Source organism: Bordetella genomosp. 11, from assembly GCF_002261215.1.
Lineage (GTDB): Bacteria > Pseudomonadota > Gammaproteobacteria > Burkholderiales > Burkholderiaceae_B > Bordetella_C.
Window position 1 is genome coordinate 3,587,559 of sequence record NZ_NEVS01000004.1, and the last position, 15,769, is coordinate 3,603,327.

The 15,769-nt window shown below is 68.4% G+C and carries 12 protein-coding genes; 8 read left to right on the top strand and 4 right to left on the bottom strand.

The window, feature by feature from the left end; translation table 11 throughout:
* Window positions 1-10: 10 nt before the first annotated feature.
* On the bottom strand, window positions 11-817 hold the full coding sequence (locus tag CAL28_RS23780) for a polysaccharide deacetylase family protein (protein WP_094843626.1): 807 nt from the start codon (window positions 815-817) through the stop codon (window positions 11-13).
* On the bottom strand, window positions 801-1,823 hold the full coding sequence (locus CAL28_RS23785) for a YVTN family beta-propeller repeat protein (RefSeq protein WP_369597684.1): 1,023 nt from the start codon (window positions 1,821-1,823) through the stop codon (window positions 801-803). The genes CAL28_RS23780 and CAL28_RS23785 overlap by 17 nt, the downstream gene beginning before the upstream one ends.
* Window positions 1,824-1,951: 128 nt before the next feature.
* On the opposite strand from CAL28_RS23785, the gene CAL28_RS23790 reads away from it, so the two are divergent.
* Entirely contained in the window at window positions 1,952-3,106 is a 1,155-nt protein-coding gene (locus CAL28_RS23790) for a methyltransferase (protein WP_094844809.1), read from the top strand.
* A 75-nt stretch (window positions 3,107-3,181) separates the two neighbouring features.
* On the opposite strand, the gene CAL28_RS23795 is transcribed toward CAL28_RS23790, so the two are convergent.
* Window positions 3,182-3,856 carry a PepSY-associated TM helix domain-containing protein gene (locus tag CAL28_RS23795; protein ID WP_094843627.1) on the bottom strand — a complete coding sequence of 225 codons (675 nt, stop codon included), beginning with the start codon at window positions 3,854-3,856 and terminating at the stop codon, window positions 3,182-3,184.
* 256 nt (window positions 3,857-4,112) lie between these two features.
* Here CAL28_RS23795 and CAL28_RS23800 point away from each other — a divergent pair, with 256 nt between their 5' ends.
* On the top strand, window positions 4,113-4,910 hold the full coding sequence (locus CAL28_RS23800) for a fumarylacetoacetate hydrolase family protein (protein ID WP_094843628.1): 798 nt from the start codon (window positions 4,113-4,115) through the stop codon (window positions 4,908-4,910).
* 3 nt (window positions 4,911-4,913) lie between these two features.
* Here the strand turns inward: CAL28_RS23800 and CAL28_RS23805 are convergent, their stop codons facing one another.
* A complete protein-coding gene (locus CAL28_RS23805; protein WP_094843629.1) occupies window positions 4,914-5,729 on the bottom strand; it encodes an IclR family transcriptional regulator in 816 nt (271 codons plus the stop codon).
* Window positions 5,730-5,888: 159 nt separating this feature from the next.
* Between CAL28_RS23805 and CAL28_RS23810 the strand changes: the two genes are divergently transcribed.
* The 6 genes from CAL28_RS23810 (at window position 5,889) to CAL28_RS23835 (ending at window position 15,761) form a co-directional block, all read left to right on the top strand.
* Window positions 5,889-6,881, top strand: coding sequence for a tripartite tricarboxylate transporter substrate binding protein (locus CAL28_RS23810; protein ID WP_094843630.1), 993 nt, complete (start codon window positions 5,889-5,891; stop codon window positions 6,879-6,881).
* An 81-nt stretch (window positions 6,882-6,962) separates the two neighbouring features.
* Window positions 6,963-7,754, top strand: a complete 792-nt coding sequence (locus CAL28_RS23815; protein ID WP_217906629.1) for an enoyl-CoA hydratase/isomerase family protein — start codon at window positions 6,963-6,965, stop codon at window positions 7,752-7,754.
* A 3-nt stretch (window positions 7,755-7,757) separates the two neighbouring features.
* A complete protein-coding gene (locus tag CAL28_RS23820) occupies window positions 7,758-9,854 on the top strand; it encodes an acetate--CoA ligase family protein (RefSeq protein ID WP_094843631.1) in 2,097 nt (698 codons plus the stop codon).
* A gap of 117 nt (window positions 9,855-9,971) precedes the next feature.
* Window positions 9,972-10,682 carry an ROK family protein gene (locus tag CAL28_RS23825; protein WP_094843632.1) on the top strand — a complete coding sequence of 237 codons (711 nt, stop codon included), beginning with the start codon at window positions 9,972-9,974 and terminating at the stop codon, window positions 10,680-10,682.
* A 166-nt stretch (window positions 10,683-10,848) separates the two neighbouring features.
* On the top strand, window positions 10,849-12,921 hold the full coding sequence (gene tkt, locus CAL28_RS23830; RefSeq protein WP_217906630.1) for a transketolase: 2,073 nt from the start codon (window positions 10,849-10,851) through the stop codon (window positions 12,919-12,921).
* Window positions 12,918-15,761: a bifunctional transaldolase/phosoglucose isomerase gene (locus tag CAL28_RS23835; RefSeq protein WP_094843634.1), complete on the top strand. Its 2,844-nt coding sequence runs from the start codon at window positions 12,918-12,920 to the stop codon at window positions 15,759-15,761. The genes tkt and CAL28_RS23835 overlap by 4 nt, the downstream gene beginning before the upstream one ends.
* The last annotated feature ends 8 nt before the right edge of the window (window positions 15,762-15,769 follow it).

Below are 15,769 nucleotides of genomic sequence, written 5' to 3' on the forward strand. Positions count from 1 at the left end.
CGCTTGAAACTTATTGACGGTGCGCCGCGATCCAGGCGCGATAGGCCGGATGCTGGTCCATCGTGGCGAAGCAATAGCCCTTGGCCTGCAGTCCGGTGATCAGGGGCTCGAGCACGGCGGGCGCCCAGGGATCCTGGCGCGACCAGATGCCCAGGTGCGCCAGGAGGATGTCGCCCGGCTTGATGTTGGCCAGCGCCCGCGACAGCAATTGTTTGTTGGGATATTTATCGCTGGGCAGTTCGTCGCCCAGGAAACCGGCCGACGTCCACCCCACGTGGCGATAGCCGCAGGTTTGCGCGGCTTTCAGCAGCGCCGCGGAAGTGCGGCCCCCCGGCGCGCGGAACAGGGGCAGCATGGCATGGCCCGTCATCTGCCGGAAGCGCGCCGCGGAACGCTGCAGTTCGTCGCAGTACTGTTGCGCGGTCAGGACTTCACGCTTGCCGGCCTGCGGGCCGAAGTCGGGCCGCATCTCGAATTTATCGCCCGGCAGGTCCTTCAACCAATGAACGTGATCGTAGGTATGGCTGCCGAAGACGTCGCCGTCGGCGACGCGGGCACGCCACCACGGCGCCCATTGATCGTCCAGCGAGGTGCCGTTGGTCTGCGTGCGCTCGTTGGCCAGGAAGAAGGTGACCTTGACGCCGTGGCGCTTGAGCACGTCCGCGACCAGCGGTGCCACGCCCATATGCCCGGTATCGAACGTCAGGTAGACCGGTTTGGCGCAAATCGGTGCCGGCGCGGCTGCGGCGCCGGACGCCAGGGCCGCGGCCAGCAGGCCGCACAAGGCGGCGGAAGCGGTTTTAGTGCATCGCGACATGGTCGAGCGTCCAAACGCCGTGCGGCGAGCGGCCCACGTTGACCTGCCGCACGACCTGTTTCTTGTCGATATCGATGAACGTCAGCTTGCGCGCCCAGCGCGAGGTGACCAGCAGCGTCTTGCCGTCCGCCATCAGGTCCATGCAATCCGGACCGCCGGGGGCGGGATATTCGGCCACGACCTTCAAGGTGGTGAAATCGATGCGGCTGATGGTATTGGCGGCGCGGTTGCTGACGAAGATATGCCTGCCGTCGCCCTGCACGCGGAAGGCATGGGCGCCCTCGTTGGTCTTGATGCGCGTGATCAGCCTGGGCTTGCCCGGACTGGTCAGGTCGTAGGCCTCGACGTAGCTGTCGCCGGTAAGGGCCACCAGCATGACCTTGTCGCCCGGGACGATATACACATCGGCCGGTGTCTTGCCCACGGGCAGCGTCCAGCGCACCTGCTGCGTGGCCAGGTCGATGGCGATGACCTCGTCGCTGTCCTGCAGGGAGACATAGGCGGTGGTGCTCTTGCTGTCGATGCCGATATGGCTGGGCGTCTTGCCGGCGGGCACCCGCTTCATCAGTTTGAGATCGAAGCCCTTGGCGCTGGGAATGTACTGGTAGATATCGATATGGTTCAGGCGGTTGGCCGCGGTAACGAACCATTTCATGTCGGGCGAGAACCGCAGCTGATAGGGATCCACGATGCCGGTGAGCGTGCGCTGCACCTCGGCCGTGCGCGGATCCAGCAGCGTCAGGGAGTCGCCGACGGAGTTGGCGACGATCAGGGATTTCTGGTCGGGCGAGAAGTACAGGTGATGCGGTTCCTTGCCGGTGGGGATGCGGCGCAGCTCCTTGTACGTGACCGGGTCGATGACGCTGACGTTGGCGTCCAGCGAATTGAGAACGAAGATCGGGTCGTCATGACCGGACCGGGAAGCCTGGCCTTGGGCCTGGACGGGCGCGATGAACGCGAGACAGGCGGCGAAGAGCGCGCCACAGGCAAACGACAGACGGTTCAAAAGGGATCTCGCAGTATCAGGTGAAAGCGCCCTGAATTTTGACATACAGCAGCCGGCCGTTGGAGTGGGCCGCCGGGGAAAAGTTCGCACGGGTGCGTAAAATGTCCGATTCTTCCAAACCCGACAACATGCCCCTGCCCGAACCGCTTGCGCCTGCTCAGCTGTCCTGGATCGAGGACGGCGTCGAACATCATGCGGACTGGCGGTCCGAAAGCGGCGCACCGGTTCCCCGGCGGGTCGTGCGCGCCGACGACGCCATGAGCGCGGACACGGCGTACCGGCTGGCCTGCGAAGGAACGGCGCTGCTGTGGCGCGGCGATTTCCAGAATGCCCGCCAGTTGCTCCAGGCCCTGGCCCGGCGCATCGACAGGCGGCCGGCCGGCCGCAAGGCGCCCCTGCCCTTCCCGGAAGCTTTCCATATGCATCGCCAGGCGCGCGCCCAGCGCGCCCGCACGCTGGGGATGCTGCTGATCCCTTTCGAGCCGGGTCACATCGTGCCGCTGCGGCGCGCGCCCGATGTGGCGCGCGCCTGCCAGGACGTCTACGGAGCCGCGGACCGGCCTTATGTGGCGTCGCTGCGCGAACTGCTAGGCCTGGTCGGCGCGCGGCAATGGCGTGAAAAAGGCGTGGAGATTGCCGCGCTCGGCGAACGCATATTTCCGCACTACGGCGTCTACTCGCCGGTGCGCGGGGAATACCTCGACCTGGTGGCGCGCGCGCCCCTGCCCGGAACGGACCTGGCTTTCGACATCGGCACGGGAACGGGCGTGATCGCGGCCTTGCTGGCACGGCGCGGCGTGCGAACGATAGTGGCGACGGATCAGGACCCGCGCGCGCTGGCCTGCGCGCGGGACAATCTGGACCGGCTGGGCCTGGCGGAACGCGTCCGCCTGCGGCAGGCGGATCTTTTCCCACCGGGCCAGGCGCAACTGGTGGTCTGCAATCCCCCGTGGGTCCCTGCCCGCGCGACGGCGCCGGTCGAGCATGCGGTGTACGACCCGGACTCCAGGATGCTGCGGGCATTCCTCGATGGGCTGGCGCCGCATCTGGCCCCCGAAGGAGAAGGCTGGCTGATACTGTCGGACCTGGCGGAACACCTGCGGCTGCGCAGCCGCGACGCCCTGCTCGAATGGATTGCCGCCGCGGGGCTGGACGTCGTGGACAGAATGGATATCCGCCCGCGGCATGGCAAGGCGGAAGACCCTGGCGACCCCCTGCACGCCGCGCGCTCGCGGGAAATCACCTCGCTGTGGCGCTTGCGGCGCGGCCCACCGCCGGCCTGACTTCGCCGGTTTCCGCCGTTTTCGCGCGAACGCCACGGATCCGCTGGCATCCGGCGCCATCCGGATGCGGACGCGCTACAAGGTTTGCGCCGCCAATGCGAGGGTGACGAGCAGCGAGACGCCCAGGATGGCGGCGCCGACCGTGCGACGGCGGTTCAGGCCGGTCCATAGCAGGACACCGGTAATGGACAGCAGGACCATGCCCCCAGCGATGGTGTCGGCGATCAGTACCCAGGCGGCCGTGACCCCGTTGGATTTGTGCAGGTTCTCCAGGACGGCGAGCAGGCCCGGTTCGACCCGGCGGACATTGACCTGCCCCGCGCCGGCCCAGTATTCGGCCTGCACCGTCGCCGTCGGGGAACGGAAACGCAACTGCCAATGTTCCGGCTGGGTGACGGTCCTGTCGCCCCAGGCCACGGGCTTGGCCGGGTCGCGCTGGATGCGCTCCGGCGGCTTGGGCAACTTCAGTTCCTGCTGCAGCCAGGCGGCCATCGCCTGCGGCGTGGCGGGCGGGGGCACGGGCAGTTCCAGGCGGATATCGGATACCTGCGCGGCGCCGGTATCGATCCTCATGACCGCGCGGTGGTTCTGGAAGAATCCCGTCAGCCCGAAGAGCAGGCCCAGCAGCGCGCCCCACAAGCCGATCCAACTGTGCGTTTTGCGCAACCATTTCAGGAATAGGCCCCGGCGATGGGCCGCGGCGTGCGCGGGATCGGCGCGGCGCGGCGCGGGAGTGAGGATGTGGCTCATGGTTCGTCGGTCGGTTTGCCGCGATGGCTTGCAGGCGCAGCGCGACGGTCAGGGATCGAAAAACGCTAATGATATTGCATCTCACCTTTGTTTACTTTCTCAGCCTGGCGGCATAAGGCCGCCGGCCATCGCCGCCGCGGTCCCGCAACGGAATACTTCGAGCAGGATCGAATATCGGGACAGGATTAAGATGGAAGCCGATCGTCAGCCGATATGGATGCATGACGGCATGCCATCACAGTGAGAGGAGCACATCGTGACCGACGTTTTCGATCCGGCCCCCGCGGCCGCTTTGTTGGCCCAGGCCTGGCGCGAGGGACGCCAGCTGAGCGAGATCCCCGCCGATATCCGGCCCCGCAATCTGCTGGAGGGCTATGCCCTGCAGGAGGCGTTCATCAAGGCCTATGCCGCCGAGACGGGCGACCGCGAGGCGGGATGGAAGCTGGGCGTGGGCAGCGCCGCCGCGATGCAGGCGGCCGGCACGGAACGCCCCCTGGTCGGGCGGGTCCTGTCGGGACACCGCTATGACAACGGTGCGACGGTCAAGGTGCTGTGCCAGGCGCCGATCACCGTGGAATTCGAAGTGGCCTTCGTGCTGGGCCGCGATATCGCGCCCGGCGCGGCGCCGGCCGATCCCATGCAGGCGGTAGCGTCGACACACATTGCCTTCGAACTGGTCCTGTCGCGCTTCATCAATCGCCGGGCGGTGGGCTGGCCCAGCTTCGTGGGCGACAGCGTGGGTTTCGAAGCCTCTATCCTGGGCCCGCAGATCGACGCTGCCGCCATCCACCGCGGCATCGCGTCGGTATCGGTGCAGGCGAACGGCCAGGCGATGGGCGGCGGGCTGAGCGGGGACGACGCGATCGACCCGGTACAGATGCTGCGCCACTTGTTCGATCACGCCTGTTACCACGGCCTGACGCTGCGCGCGGGCGATGTCGTGACGACCGGCGCCGTGGCCAAGCCCTTCGACATCGCGCCGGGGGAAACGGACCTGAGCGCGCAGTTCCTGGGCCGCACCCTGTCGGCGCGCGTCGTCCCGGCGCGGGATTGAGCCTCAGCCCAGCGCGGCCAGGATGCGCCGCTTCAGGTCAAGCAGGTCCGCGGCGAGCGAACCCGCCACGGTTTCCGGCGTTTCGGCCGTAGCCACGCTGACGTTCAGGGCGTAGATGGCGCCGTTGGCCAGGACCAGCGGCGTCGACAGCGCCACCACCGCCGGTTGCCAGGCGGCGACGCAGTAGCCGGCCGCGCGCACGCTGGCCCGCGCGGCATCGATTTCTTCGGCCAGCGCCCGGCCCTGCCCCGGGCGGCGGCGTTTCATGGCGGCGATCCAGGCTTCGCGCCGCGCATCGGGCAGCGCCGCCAGGTAGGCCCGGCCCAGCGAGGTCAGTTCGATGGGCACGCGCTGGCCGGCCACGACACTGCGCAACGACACCTTCCGGCTGTAGCGCACCGATTCCAGGTAGACCATGTCATCGCCATCGGCCACCGCGATGCCGACATTGATGCGGCGCGCCTGGGCGAGTTCGCGCATCCAGGGCGCGGCGACCTTCAACACCGGCGACCCGCTGCGCATGGCGTGCGCCAGACTGAGCACCGGCGCGCCCAGGCGATAGGCGCGCAGGGCCGGCTCGTGCTGCAGGAAGCCGGTGCGTACCAGCGTCTGGGTCAATCGGCTGACGGTGGCGCGCGACAGGCCGGTGCGCTCGGCCAGCTCGCCGTTGCCGAGAACCTCCAGGCCGGGCCGGAACGCGCGCAGCAAGGCGATGCCGCGCTCCAGCGAGCGGTTGGCCGGCGCGGCGTCAGGCGTGCGGCGGACGACGGGTTTGACGGGATCGGAGGGATCGGCAGAGGGACGGCGGGACGGTGGCATGGAACCTCCGGCATTTCCATCAGGTGGAAATGAATGCAAACCGGGCGCGACATTGTCACCTAAACTGGCCGCATCGCAAAGACGATCGTGCCCGGCCTCGCAGCCGCATTTCCCCGAGCTGCTTTACCCATTCGCGCGGGCGCGTTCCTGGAGACACCGATGATTTTTTCCCTGCCCTTTTCGCGGCGCCGCGTTGCCGCGCTGGCCGCCTGCTGCCTGGCGCTTTGCGGACTGGCATCGCCCGCCGCCCGCGCGGCCTTTCCCGAACGACCCATCCGCCTGATCGTGCCCTTCCCGCCGGGCGGCGGCACCGACCTGGTCGCCCGCCAGCTGGCCGAGGGGATGACGCAGAACCTGGGCCAGACCGTGGTGGTGGAAAACCGCGGCGGCGGCAGCACCATCATCGGCACGGAGGCCGTCGCCAAGGCGCAGCCCGACGGCTATACGATCCTGCTGGCGACCTTCGCCCACGCGGTCAATCCGGCCCTGCACAAAAAGCTGCCCTACTCCACGTTCGATGCCTTCGCGCCCGTGGCGCTGATCGGCCGGTCGCCGAACGTACTGGTGGTATCGCCGAAAGCCCCCTTCAAGACCGTCCAGGAATTGCTGGCGTACGCCCGCTCGCATCCCGGCAAGCTGACCTTCGGCTCCTATGGCAACGGCACATCGGCCCATCTGGCCGGCGAGATGTTCAAGAGCCTGGCGCACGTCAACATGGTGCACGTGCCCTATCGCGGCTCCGGCCCCGCGCTGACCGATCTGATGGGCGGCCAGATCGATACGATGTTCTCGACGGTGTCCAGCGTCGCCCAGCTGGTGAAGACCGGCCAGTTGCGCGCGCTGGCCGTGACCTCGGCCCAGCGTTCGCCATCGCACCCGGACTGGCCGACGGTGGCCGAATCCGGCGTGCCGGGCTATGTGGTGGAGAGCTGGTACGGCGTGTACGCGCCCGCCGGCACGCCGCCCGATGTCATCGCGCGCCTGAACGCCGCGCTGAAGGTGGCCGTGCAGGCCCCGGGCTTCCGCCGCAACGTGGAAGAGGAAGGCCTGGCGATCGACGTCGGCGACCCGAAGCAGCTGGATACCTTCGTGCGTGGCGAAGCCCAACGCTGGGACAAGATCATCAAGGACGCCGGCATCGCCGAGCAGTAGACGGACTGGCCGCGGACATTCCCAGCGGCCGGCCGCCGCAACCCAACCCAACGCGGGCCCAGGCCCGCCACCAGAGACATGATGCAGAATCCCACCCTACAGATGCAGATCGACGACGGCGTGGCCGTCATCACGCTGAACCGCCCCGAAGTCCGCAATGCGATCGACGATGAAATGCGCCAGGACTTCATCGCCATGCTGGACCAGGTCACCCGCGACAGCGCCATCCGTGCCCTGGTGCTGACGGGCGCCGGCAAGGCGTTCTGCGCCGGCGGCGATATCCGCGGCATGCGCGAACGCATGGCGGCCCCCGCCGGGCAGGTGGCGTTCAACGGCTGGAGCCGCCAGCAGCGCACCCACCATGCCGTGGCGGCCCTGCATAACCTGACCAAGCCCACCATCGCGGCGGTCAACGGCCCCGCGACCGGGCTGGGCTGCGACCTGGCCCTGTGCTGCGATTTCGTGATGGCCGCCGACACGGCGACCTTTGCCATGACCTACATCCTGCGCGGCCTGATTCCGGACGGCGGCGGCATGTACTTCCTGCCGCGTCGCGTCGGCCTGCAGCGCGCCAAGGAATTGATCTACACCGGGCGCACCGTATCGGCGGAAGAAGCGCACACGCTCGGCATGGCCGATCGCGTGGCGCCCGCCGGCGAGCTGCTGCGCCAGGCCTGCGACTGGGCCCGCGCGCTGGGCGTGGGGTCCGGCGCGGCGCTGGCCTTGAGCAAAACCATCCTGAACCAGACCTTCGAGCTGACAGCGGAACAGGTATTCCAGATGGGCAGCCAGGCGCAGGCCATCTGCTACACCACGGAACAACACCAGGCCTCGGTCCAGGCCTTCCTGGACAAATCGGCAAAGAAGGGCTGAGCCATGCGCGCGATCGATACCCTGCTTCATCCCCGCAGCATCGCCGTGATCGGCGCCTCGGCGGACGCCAGCAAGACCGCCGGCCGGCCCGTGGCCTATCTGCAAAAGCACGGCTACGCCGGCACCATCTACCCCGTCAACCCGCGCGCCGACCAGGTCGGCGGCCTGACCTGCTATCCGGACATCGACAGCCTGCCGGGCGTGCCCGATGTCGGCCTGGTGCTGGTCGCCCCCGACCGCGCCATCGATGCCGTGGCCGCGCTGTCCCGCCGCGGCACGCCGGCCGCCATCGTGCTGGCCAGCGGCTTCGGCGAAACCGGCGAAAGCGGCGCGCGGCGCCAGCAGGCGCTGAAGGAAGCCGCCGGCGGCATGCGGCTGCTCGGCCCCAATACCATTGGCCTGGTCAACCTGACCGACCGCATCATGCTGTGCGCCAGCGGCGCCCTGGAGATGGAATCGCTGCAGGGCGGCGGCATCGCCGTGGTATCGCAGAGCGGCGGAATCCTGGGCTCGCTGCTGTCGCGCGCCGCCGCGGCAGGCCTCGGTTTCTCCAAACTCGTATCCACCGGCAACGAAGTGGACCTGGAAGCCGCCGACTTCGTCGACCACCTGGCCGACGATGCCGCCACCCAGGTCATCGCGTTGTACATGGAAGGCCTGCGCAACCCGGAAAAATTCCGCCGCGCCGCGCTCAAGGCCGCGCGCGCGGGCAAGCCCGTGGTGGTCTACAAGGTCGGCCGTTCCGAATCCGGCGCGCGGTCGGCGGCATCGCACACCGGCGCGCTGGCCGGCGAAGACCGCGTCTACGACGCCCTGTTCAACCAGGTGGGGGCCATCCGCGCGCAGACCTTCGCCGATCTGCTGGATATTCCCGCCGCGCTGGCCACGCGCCGCCGCCTGCGCGGCAAGCGCATCGCCATCCTGACGTCGACCGGCGGCGCCGGCACGCTGGTCGCCGACAGCCTGGGCGTGGCCGGGTTCGACACGCCGCCGCCGGGGCCGGAAACGGCCGCCCGGCTGCGCGATCTGCAGAAGAACGACCAGATCGTGCTGGACCGCAATCCCATCGACGTCACCCTGGCCGGCCTGCAACCGGAACTGCTGCGCAACACCATCGCCACGCTGCTGGACAGCACCGACTACGACGCGGTCATTACCGTGGTCGGTTCGTCCGCGCTGGCGCAACCCACGCTGGCGGCCGGTGCCATTGCCGCCTCGCTGGGCCAGAGCGACAAGCCGGTGCTGGCCTACGTCAGCCCCCACGCCCCGACGGTGCTCGCCAACGTCAACCGGGCCGGCGCGCCCGCGTTCACGGCGCCCGAAAGCTTCGCCGCGGTGCTGTCCGCCATGCTGGCCCGCACGGCGCGCGAAACCGCGACCGCGGACGATGCCGGCACGGACGCCGCGGCGGGCGGCGCGCAGCCCGCCGCGGCCCCGGCCGACCTGCCCGCGGGTTCGCTGAACGAAGCCCAGGCGCGCGCCTTGTTCGCGCGCTACGGCATCCCGTCGGTCGGCGAACGGACGGTGAGCGACGCCGCGCAGGGGCGGCGCGAGGCCACGACATTCGACCGTCCCGTGGTGCTCAAGGTGCTGTCCAGCCGCATTACCCACAAGACCGAGGCGGGCGGCGTCGCCGTGGGTGTGGCGCCCGCGGCGATCGGCGAGGCGATCGAGGCCATGGCGGCGCGCGTGCGCGAACGGACCGGTATCGAGCCCGAAGGCTATCTGCTGCAGGAAATGGCCTCGGGCGTGGAGATGATCGTCGGGGTGCATCGCGACCCGCAACTCGGCCCGACCCTGCTGGTGGGATTGGGCGGGGTCACCGCCGAATTGTTCCAGGACACGGCGCTGCGCCTGCTACCCGTGGATCGGGCCACCGTGCGCGACATGCTGCGGTCCCTGAAGGCCTGGCCCCTGCTGGACGGCTATCGCGGCCGCCCCAAGGCCGACGTCAAGGCGCTGGAGGACGCGGTATTGAACTTCGCGTCGATGGCGGTGCAGTTGGGCGAACGCCTGGTGGAAGCGGAAATCAACCCGCTCTTCGTCCAGGAGGAAGGCCGCGGCGTACGCGCGGCCGACGGCGTCGCCATCTTGAAATAACCCTTGACACCGGGCGGCCCCCCGCGGCCGATACCATCCGTCAAACTCTTGGTGTACCGTAGAGCGACGCCGCGCGGATTTGCCGCGCGGCGTCATCGCCCAAGGAGCCCCTGACGCATGAAGCCCGGCATACTGGCCATCGACATCGGCGGCACCGGCCTGAAGGCCGCCGTCATCAACGAAAAAGGCCAGATGCTGGCCGACCGCGTGCGGGTTCCCACTCCCCACCCCTGCCCGCCCAAGGTGCTGCTGGAAAACCTCAAGCACATGGTGGCCGGGCTGCCCGACTTCGATCGCATCTCTATCGGGTTTCCGGGCGTCGTGCGCGAAGGCAAGGTTCTGACGGCACCCAACCTGGATACCAGCCTGTGGGCCGGCTTCCCGCTGCGCCAGGCGATCTCGCGCGCCTTCGGCAACAAGCCGGCCCATCTGTTGAACGACGCCGACATGCAGGGCCTGGGCCTGGTCAGCGGACGCGGACTGGAATTCGTCATCACCCTCGGGACGGGCGTGGGAACCGCGCTGTTCCGCGACGGCGAGCTCATGCCGCACATGGAGCTGGCCCACCACCCGATCCGCAAGGACAAGACCTACGATGAATATCTGGGCGAAGCCGAGCGTAAAACCATCGGCAAAAAGAGATGGAACCGGCGCGTGCATCGGGCACTCGAATTGATCGATACGCTGTTCATGCCGGACCGCATCTATATCGGCGGCGGCAATTCCGCGCGCCTGGACCTGACCGCCGATCGCCATATCAAGATCGGATCCAACGACGCCGGCCTGGAAGGCGGCGCCGCGCTGTGGCGCAAGGCGCGCCCATCATGAACGGCCCCTGAACGGCCGGCGCGGCAGCCCGCGCGCCGGACCGCCGCCCTCACGACGCCCCATGGCCCCCCGGCGGCCATATGGGCATGACGATTGCTTCCGAAGCCGGTTTGTCCGCGTTTCCCGCAAGAGAGGCCACATGAATACCCCACCGTCCCCCGATCCCGTGCGCAACGACGAACGACTGGACCTGCTGTGCATCGACACGCTGCGCACGCTGGCCATGGACGCCGTACAGAAAGCCAACTCCGGCCACCCCGGTACGCCCATGGCGCTGGCGCCGGTGGCCTATACCCTCTGGCACGATTTCCTGCGCTACGACCCCGCGCATCCCGATTGGCCCAACCGCGACCGCTTCGTGCTGTCGGCCGGACATGCATCCATGCTGCTGTACGGGCTGCTGCACCTGTCCGGCGTCGTCGAAATCGATGCCGACGGCAAGCCCAGCGGCAAGCCGGCCGTCAGCCTGGAAGATATCAAGCAGTTCCGCCAGCTCGATTCCAAGACGCCCGGCCACCCGGAATACCGCCTGACCACCGGGGTCGAGACCACCACCGGCCCGCTGGGCCAGGGCTGCGCCAATAGCGTCGGCATGGCCATCGCCCAGCGCCACCTGGCCGAGCGCTTCAACGGCCATGGCGCGGATGTATTCGACTACAACGTCTACGTCATCTGCGGCGACGGCGACATGATGGAAGGGGTCTCTGGCGAAGCCGCCTCGCTGGCGGGCCACCTGGGCTTGTCCAATCTGTGCTGGATCTACGACAACAACACCATCAGCATCGAGGGCCATACCGAACTGGCCTTCACGGAAAACGTCGCGGCGCGCTTCGCCGCCTATGGCTGGAACACCTTGCACGTCACCGACGCCAACGACCGCATGGCGCTGGCGGCGGCGCTGCGCCAGTTCCAGGCCACCACCGACCGCCCCACGCTGATCGTGGTCGATAGCGTGATCGGTTTCGGTTCGCCGAACAAGCACAACACCGCGGCGGCCCACGGCGAAGCCTTGGGCGAAGAGGAAGTCCGTCTGACCAAGAAGGCATACGGCTGGCCGGAAGACGCGCATTTCCTGGTCCCGGACGAAGTGCGCGACCGCCTGCGCGACGCCCTGGCCGCCCGCGCCGCCCCCGCCTACACGCAATGGTGCGCGGCAATGCAAACGCTGCAGACGAAAGCGCCGGCGCTGCATGAGGAACTGCAACGCATGCGGCAGGGCCAGCTGCCGGACGGCTGGGACAGCGAGGCCCCGGTTTTCCCGCCGGATGCCAAGGGCATGGCCACGCGAGAATCCGGCGGCAAGGCCCTGAACGCCTTCGCCAGGCACATCCCCCTGCTGATGGGCGGCGCCGCCGATCTGGCGCCCTCCACCAAGACCAACCTGACATTCGAAGGCGCGGGCAGCTTCCAGCAAGGCAGCTATGGCGGCCGCAATATGCATTTCGGCGTGCGCGAGCACGCGATGGGCGCCATCGCCAACGGCATGGCGCTCTCGCACGTGCGCCCGTATACCGCCACCTTCCTGATCTTCAGCGATTACATGAAGCCGCCGATCCGGCTGGCCGCGCTGATGGAATTGCCGGTGATATTCGTCTTTACCCACGATTCCATCGGGCTGGGCGAGGACGGACCGACGCACCAGCCTGTGGAACAGCTGGCGCAGCTGCGCGGCATCCCGGGCATGCGCGTGCTGCGTCCATGCGACGCCAACGAAACCGTCGAAGCATGGAAAGTGGCGTTGACGCAGACGAACCGCCCCAGCGCCCTCGTGCTGTCGCGCCAGCCGCTGCCGACGCTGGACCGCACCAGGTACGCGCCGGCCTCGAACCTCGCGCGCGGCGCCTACGTGCTGGCGGACTGCGCGCCGGAACGGCCGCAAGTGATCCTGATGGCGACCGGCAGCGAAGTCTCGCTGTGCCTGCAGGCATACGATCGCCTGCGGGCCGACGGGATCGCGGCGCGCGTCGTTTCCATGCCCAGCTGGGATCTCTTCGAGGAACAGGACCAGGCCTATCGCGACAGCGTGCTGCCGCCCGACGTGACCGGGCGGGTGGCGGTCGAGCAGGCCGGCTACATGGGCTGGGACCGCTATGTCGGAACCACGGGCGCGACCATCGTCATGCGCACCTTCGGCGCTTCCGCCCCCATCGCCAGGCTGCAAGCGAAATTCGGCTTCACGGTGGACAATGTGGTTCTCGCCGCGCGCGAACAGGCGCTAGACAAAAGGAGTACGCAATGAACCAACCGACGAACAACCCGCTGGTCCGGCTGGCGCAGGCCGGACAGGCCATCTGGCTGGATTTCCTGAGCCGCGATTTCCTGGCGCAGGGCGGCCTGGACAAGCTGGTGCGCGAGGACAGCCTGACAGGCGTGACGTCGAACCCCTCCATATTCGAAAAGGCGATGGGGCATGGCGAGGCCTACGACGAACAACTCCATGCCATCCTGTACCAGAGCGATGCCGAGCCGGGCGATGTCTACGAGCAACTGGCGGTGCGCGACATCCAGACCGCCGCCGACGCGCTGCGTCCGGTCTACGACCGGCTCCACGGCAAGGATGGCTATGTCAGCCTGGAGGTGTCCCCCTACCTGGCCTACGATACCGAAGGCACGCTGGCCGAAGCGCGTCGCCTGTGGCGCGCGGTGGACCGGCCCAACCTGATGATCAAAGTGCCGGGCACGCCGCCCGGCGTGCCGGCGATCCGCCAATTGATCGAAGAAGGCATCAACGTCAACGTCACGCTATTGTTCTCCCGTGACGCCTACCGCGCGGTCGCGCAGGCCTATATCGAAGGCCTGGAGGCGCGCGCCAAGGCCGGCAAACCGGTGGACAGGCTGGCCAGCGTGGCCAGCTTTTTCGTCAGCCGCATCGATAGCCGCATCGACAAGAAAATCGACGACGCGTTGAAACAACCCGGCGCCGACAGCGCGCGGCTGAAGGCGCTCAAGGGCAGGATCGCCATCGCCAACGCCAAACTGGCCTACCAGGACTATCTGGAACTGATCGGCCAGGACCGCTGGAAGGCCCTGGCGCAGAAAGGCGCCCATCCGCAGCGCCTGCTGTGGGCGTCCACCGGCACCAAGAACCCCGACTACCCCGCCACGCTGTATGTCGACGAACTGATCGGACCGGACACCGTCAACACCATGCCCACCGGCACCATGGACGCGTTCCGCCAGAGCGGCACCGTGGAACAGGCGCTGACCCGCGACGTCGACACCGCGCGCCGCCAGCTGGACGAAGCGAAGGCGCTGGGACTGGACCTGGACGGGGTGACCCGCGAACTCGTGGAAGACGGCACGCGCCAGTTCTCCGACGCATTCGATGCGCTGCTGGGCGCGGTGGCCGCCAAACGCCTGACCTACCTGGGCGAGCAGATCAACGGCGTCGCGTATGAACTGCCCAAGGCGCTGGCCGACGCCGTGGACAAATGCCTGGACCGGGCGCGTGTGGACGGCTGGGCGCGCCGCCTGTGGCAGCACGACGCCTCCATGTGGACCGGGCAGCAGGAAGACCGCTGGCTTGGCTGGCTGGCCGCCGGCCAGGGCAAGCAAGCCGATGCCGGCGCCATCGCCGCGCTGGCGCGCGACGTGCAAGAGGAACGCTATACCCACGCCGTGCTCCTGGGCATGGGCGGTTCCAGCCTGGGTCCCGAAGTGCTGGCGCACACCCTGGGCGAATCGGGCCAGGGCCTGGCGCTGCATGCGCTGGATTCCACCAACCCGGAAGAAATCGGCGCCGTGGAACGCGGCATCGATATCGCCCGCACCCTTTTCATCGTCTCCAGCAAATCCGGCTCGACGCTGGAGCCCGAGATCCTGAACGCGCACTTCCATGCCGCCACCGTGGCGGCGGTGGGCCAGGAAAACGCCGGCAAGCATTTCATCGCGATCACCGACCCGGGATCCAAGCTGGAAGCCGCCGCGAAGCAGGCCGGCTATCGCGCGATCTTCCATGGCGATCCGACCATCGGCGGCCGCTACTCGGTGCTATCGGTATTCGGCATGGTGCCCTTGGGCGTCATGGGCCACAACGTCGCGCACTTCTTCGACATCACCCAGCCCATGGTGCGCGCCTGCGGGCCGTCGTCGCCGCCGTCGGTCAATCCCGGCGTGCGCCTGGGCGCCATCCTGGGCGAAGCCGCGCGGGCGGGCCGCGATAAGCTGACCGTCTTTGCCTCCCCCGCCGTGGCCAGCATCGGCTCCTGGCTGGAACAGCTGCTGGCCGAATCCACCGGCAAGCATGGCAAGGGCATCGTCCCGGTGGATCTCGAACCCATCGCCACGCCGGACGTCTACGGGCAGGACCGCGTGTTCGCCTACCTGCGCTGCGCCGAGGACGACACCGCGCACCTCGATGCCAAGGTGCAGGCCCTGGCGGCCGCCGGCCACCCGGTGATCCGCATCACGCTGCCGCGCCGCGCCGCCATCGGCCAGGAGTTCTTCCGCTGGGAGATCGCCACCGCCGTGGCGGGCGCGGTGATCGGCATCGACCCCTTCGACCAGCCCGACGTTGAAGCCAGCAAGATCAAGACGCGCGCCCTGACGGACGCCTACGAGAAAACCGGCAAGCTGCCGCCCGAAACGCCGATCGCCGAGGATGGCGAACTGGCCTTCTACGGCGATGCCTCGCTGGCCACCGATGGCTCGGCGGAGAGCGTGCTGCGCGCGCATCTGGCGCGGCTGGGCAAGGGCGACTACGCCGCCGTGCTGGCCTATGTCGCCCGCAACGCCGCGCACGAACGGCAGATCGCCAGCCTGCGCGTGGCGATGCGCGACCGCTACAAGGTCGCCACCGTGGGCGGCTTCGGGCCGCGCTTCCTGCATTCCACGGGACAAGCCTACAAGGGCGGCCCGAACAGCGGGGTATTCCTGCAGATCACCGCCGACCCGGCGCGCGACTTGTCCGTGCCGGGGCGCAAGATCAGCTTCGGCACCGTGCAGGCCGCCCAGGCGCTGGGCGACCTGCAGGTACTGGCCGAACGCGGCCGCCGCTACCTGCGCGTGCACATCCGCGGCGGCGATGTCGAAAGCGGCCTTGCGCGCCTGGTCAAAGCCGTCAAGCAAGTGACGAACTAATCGGAGAA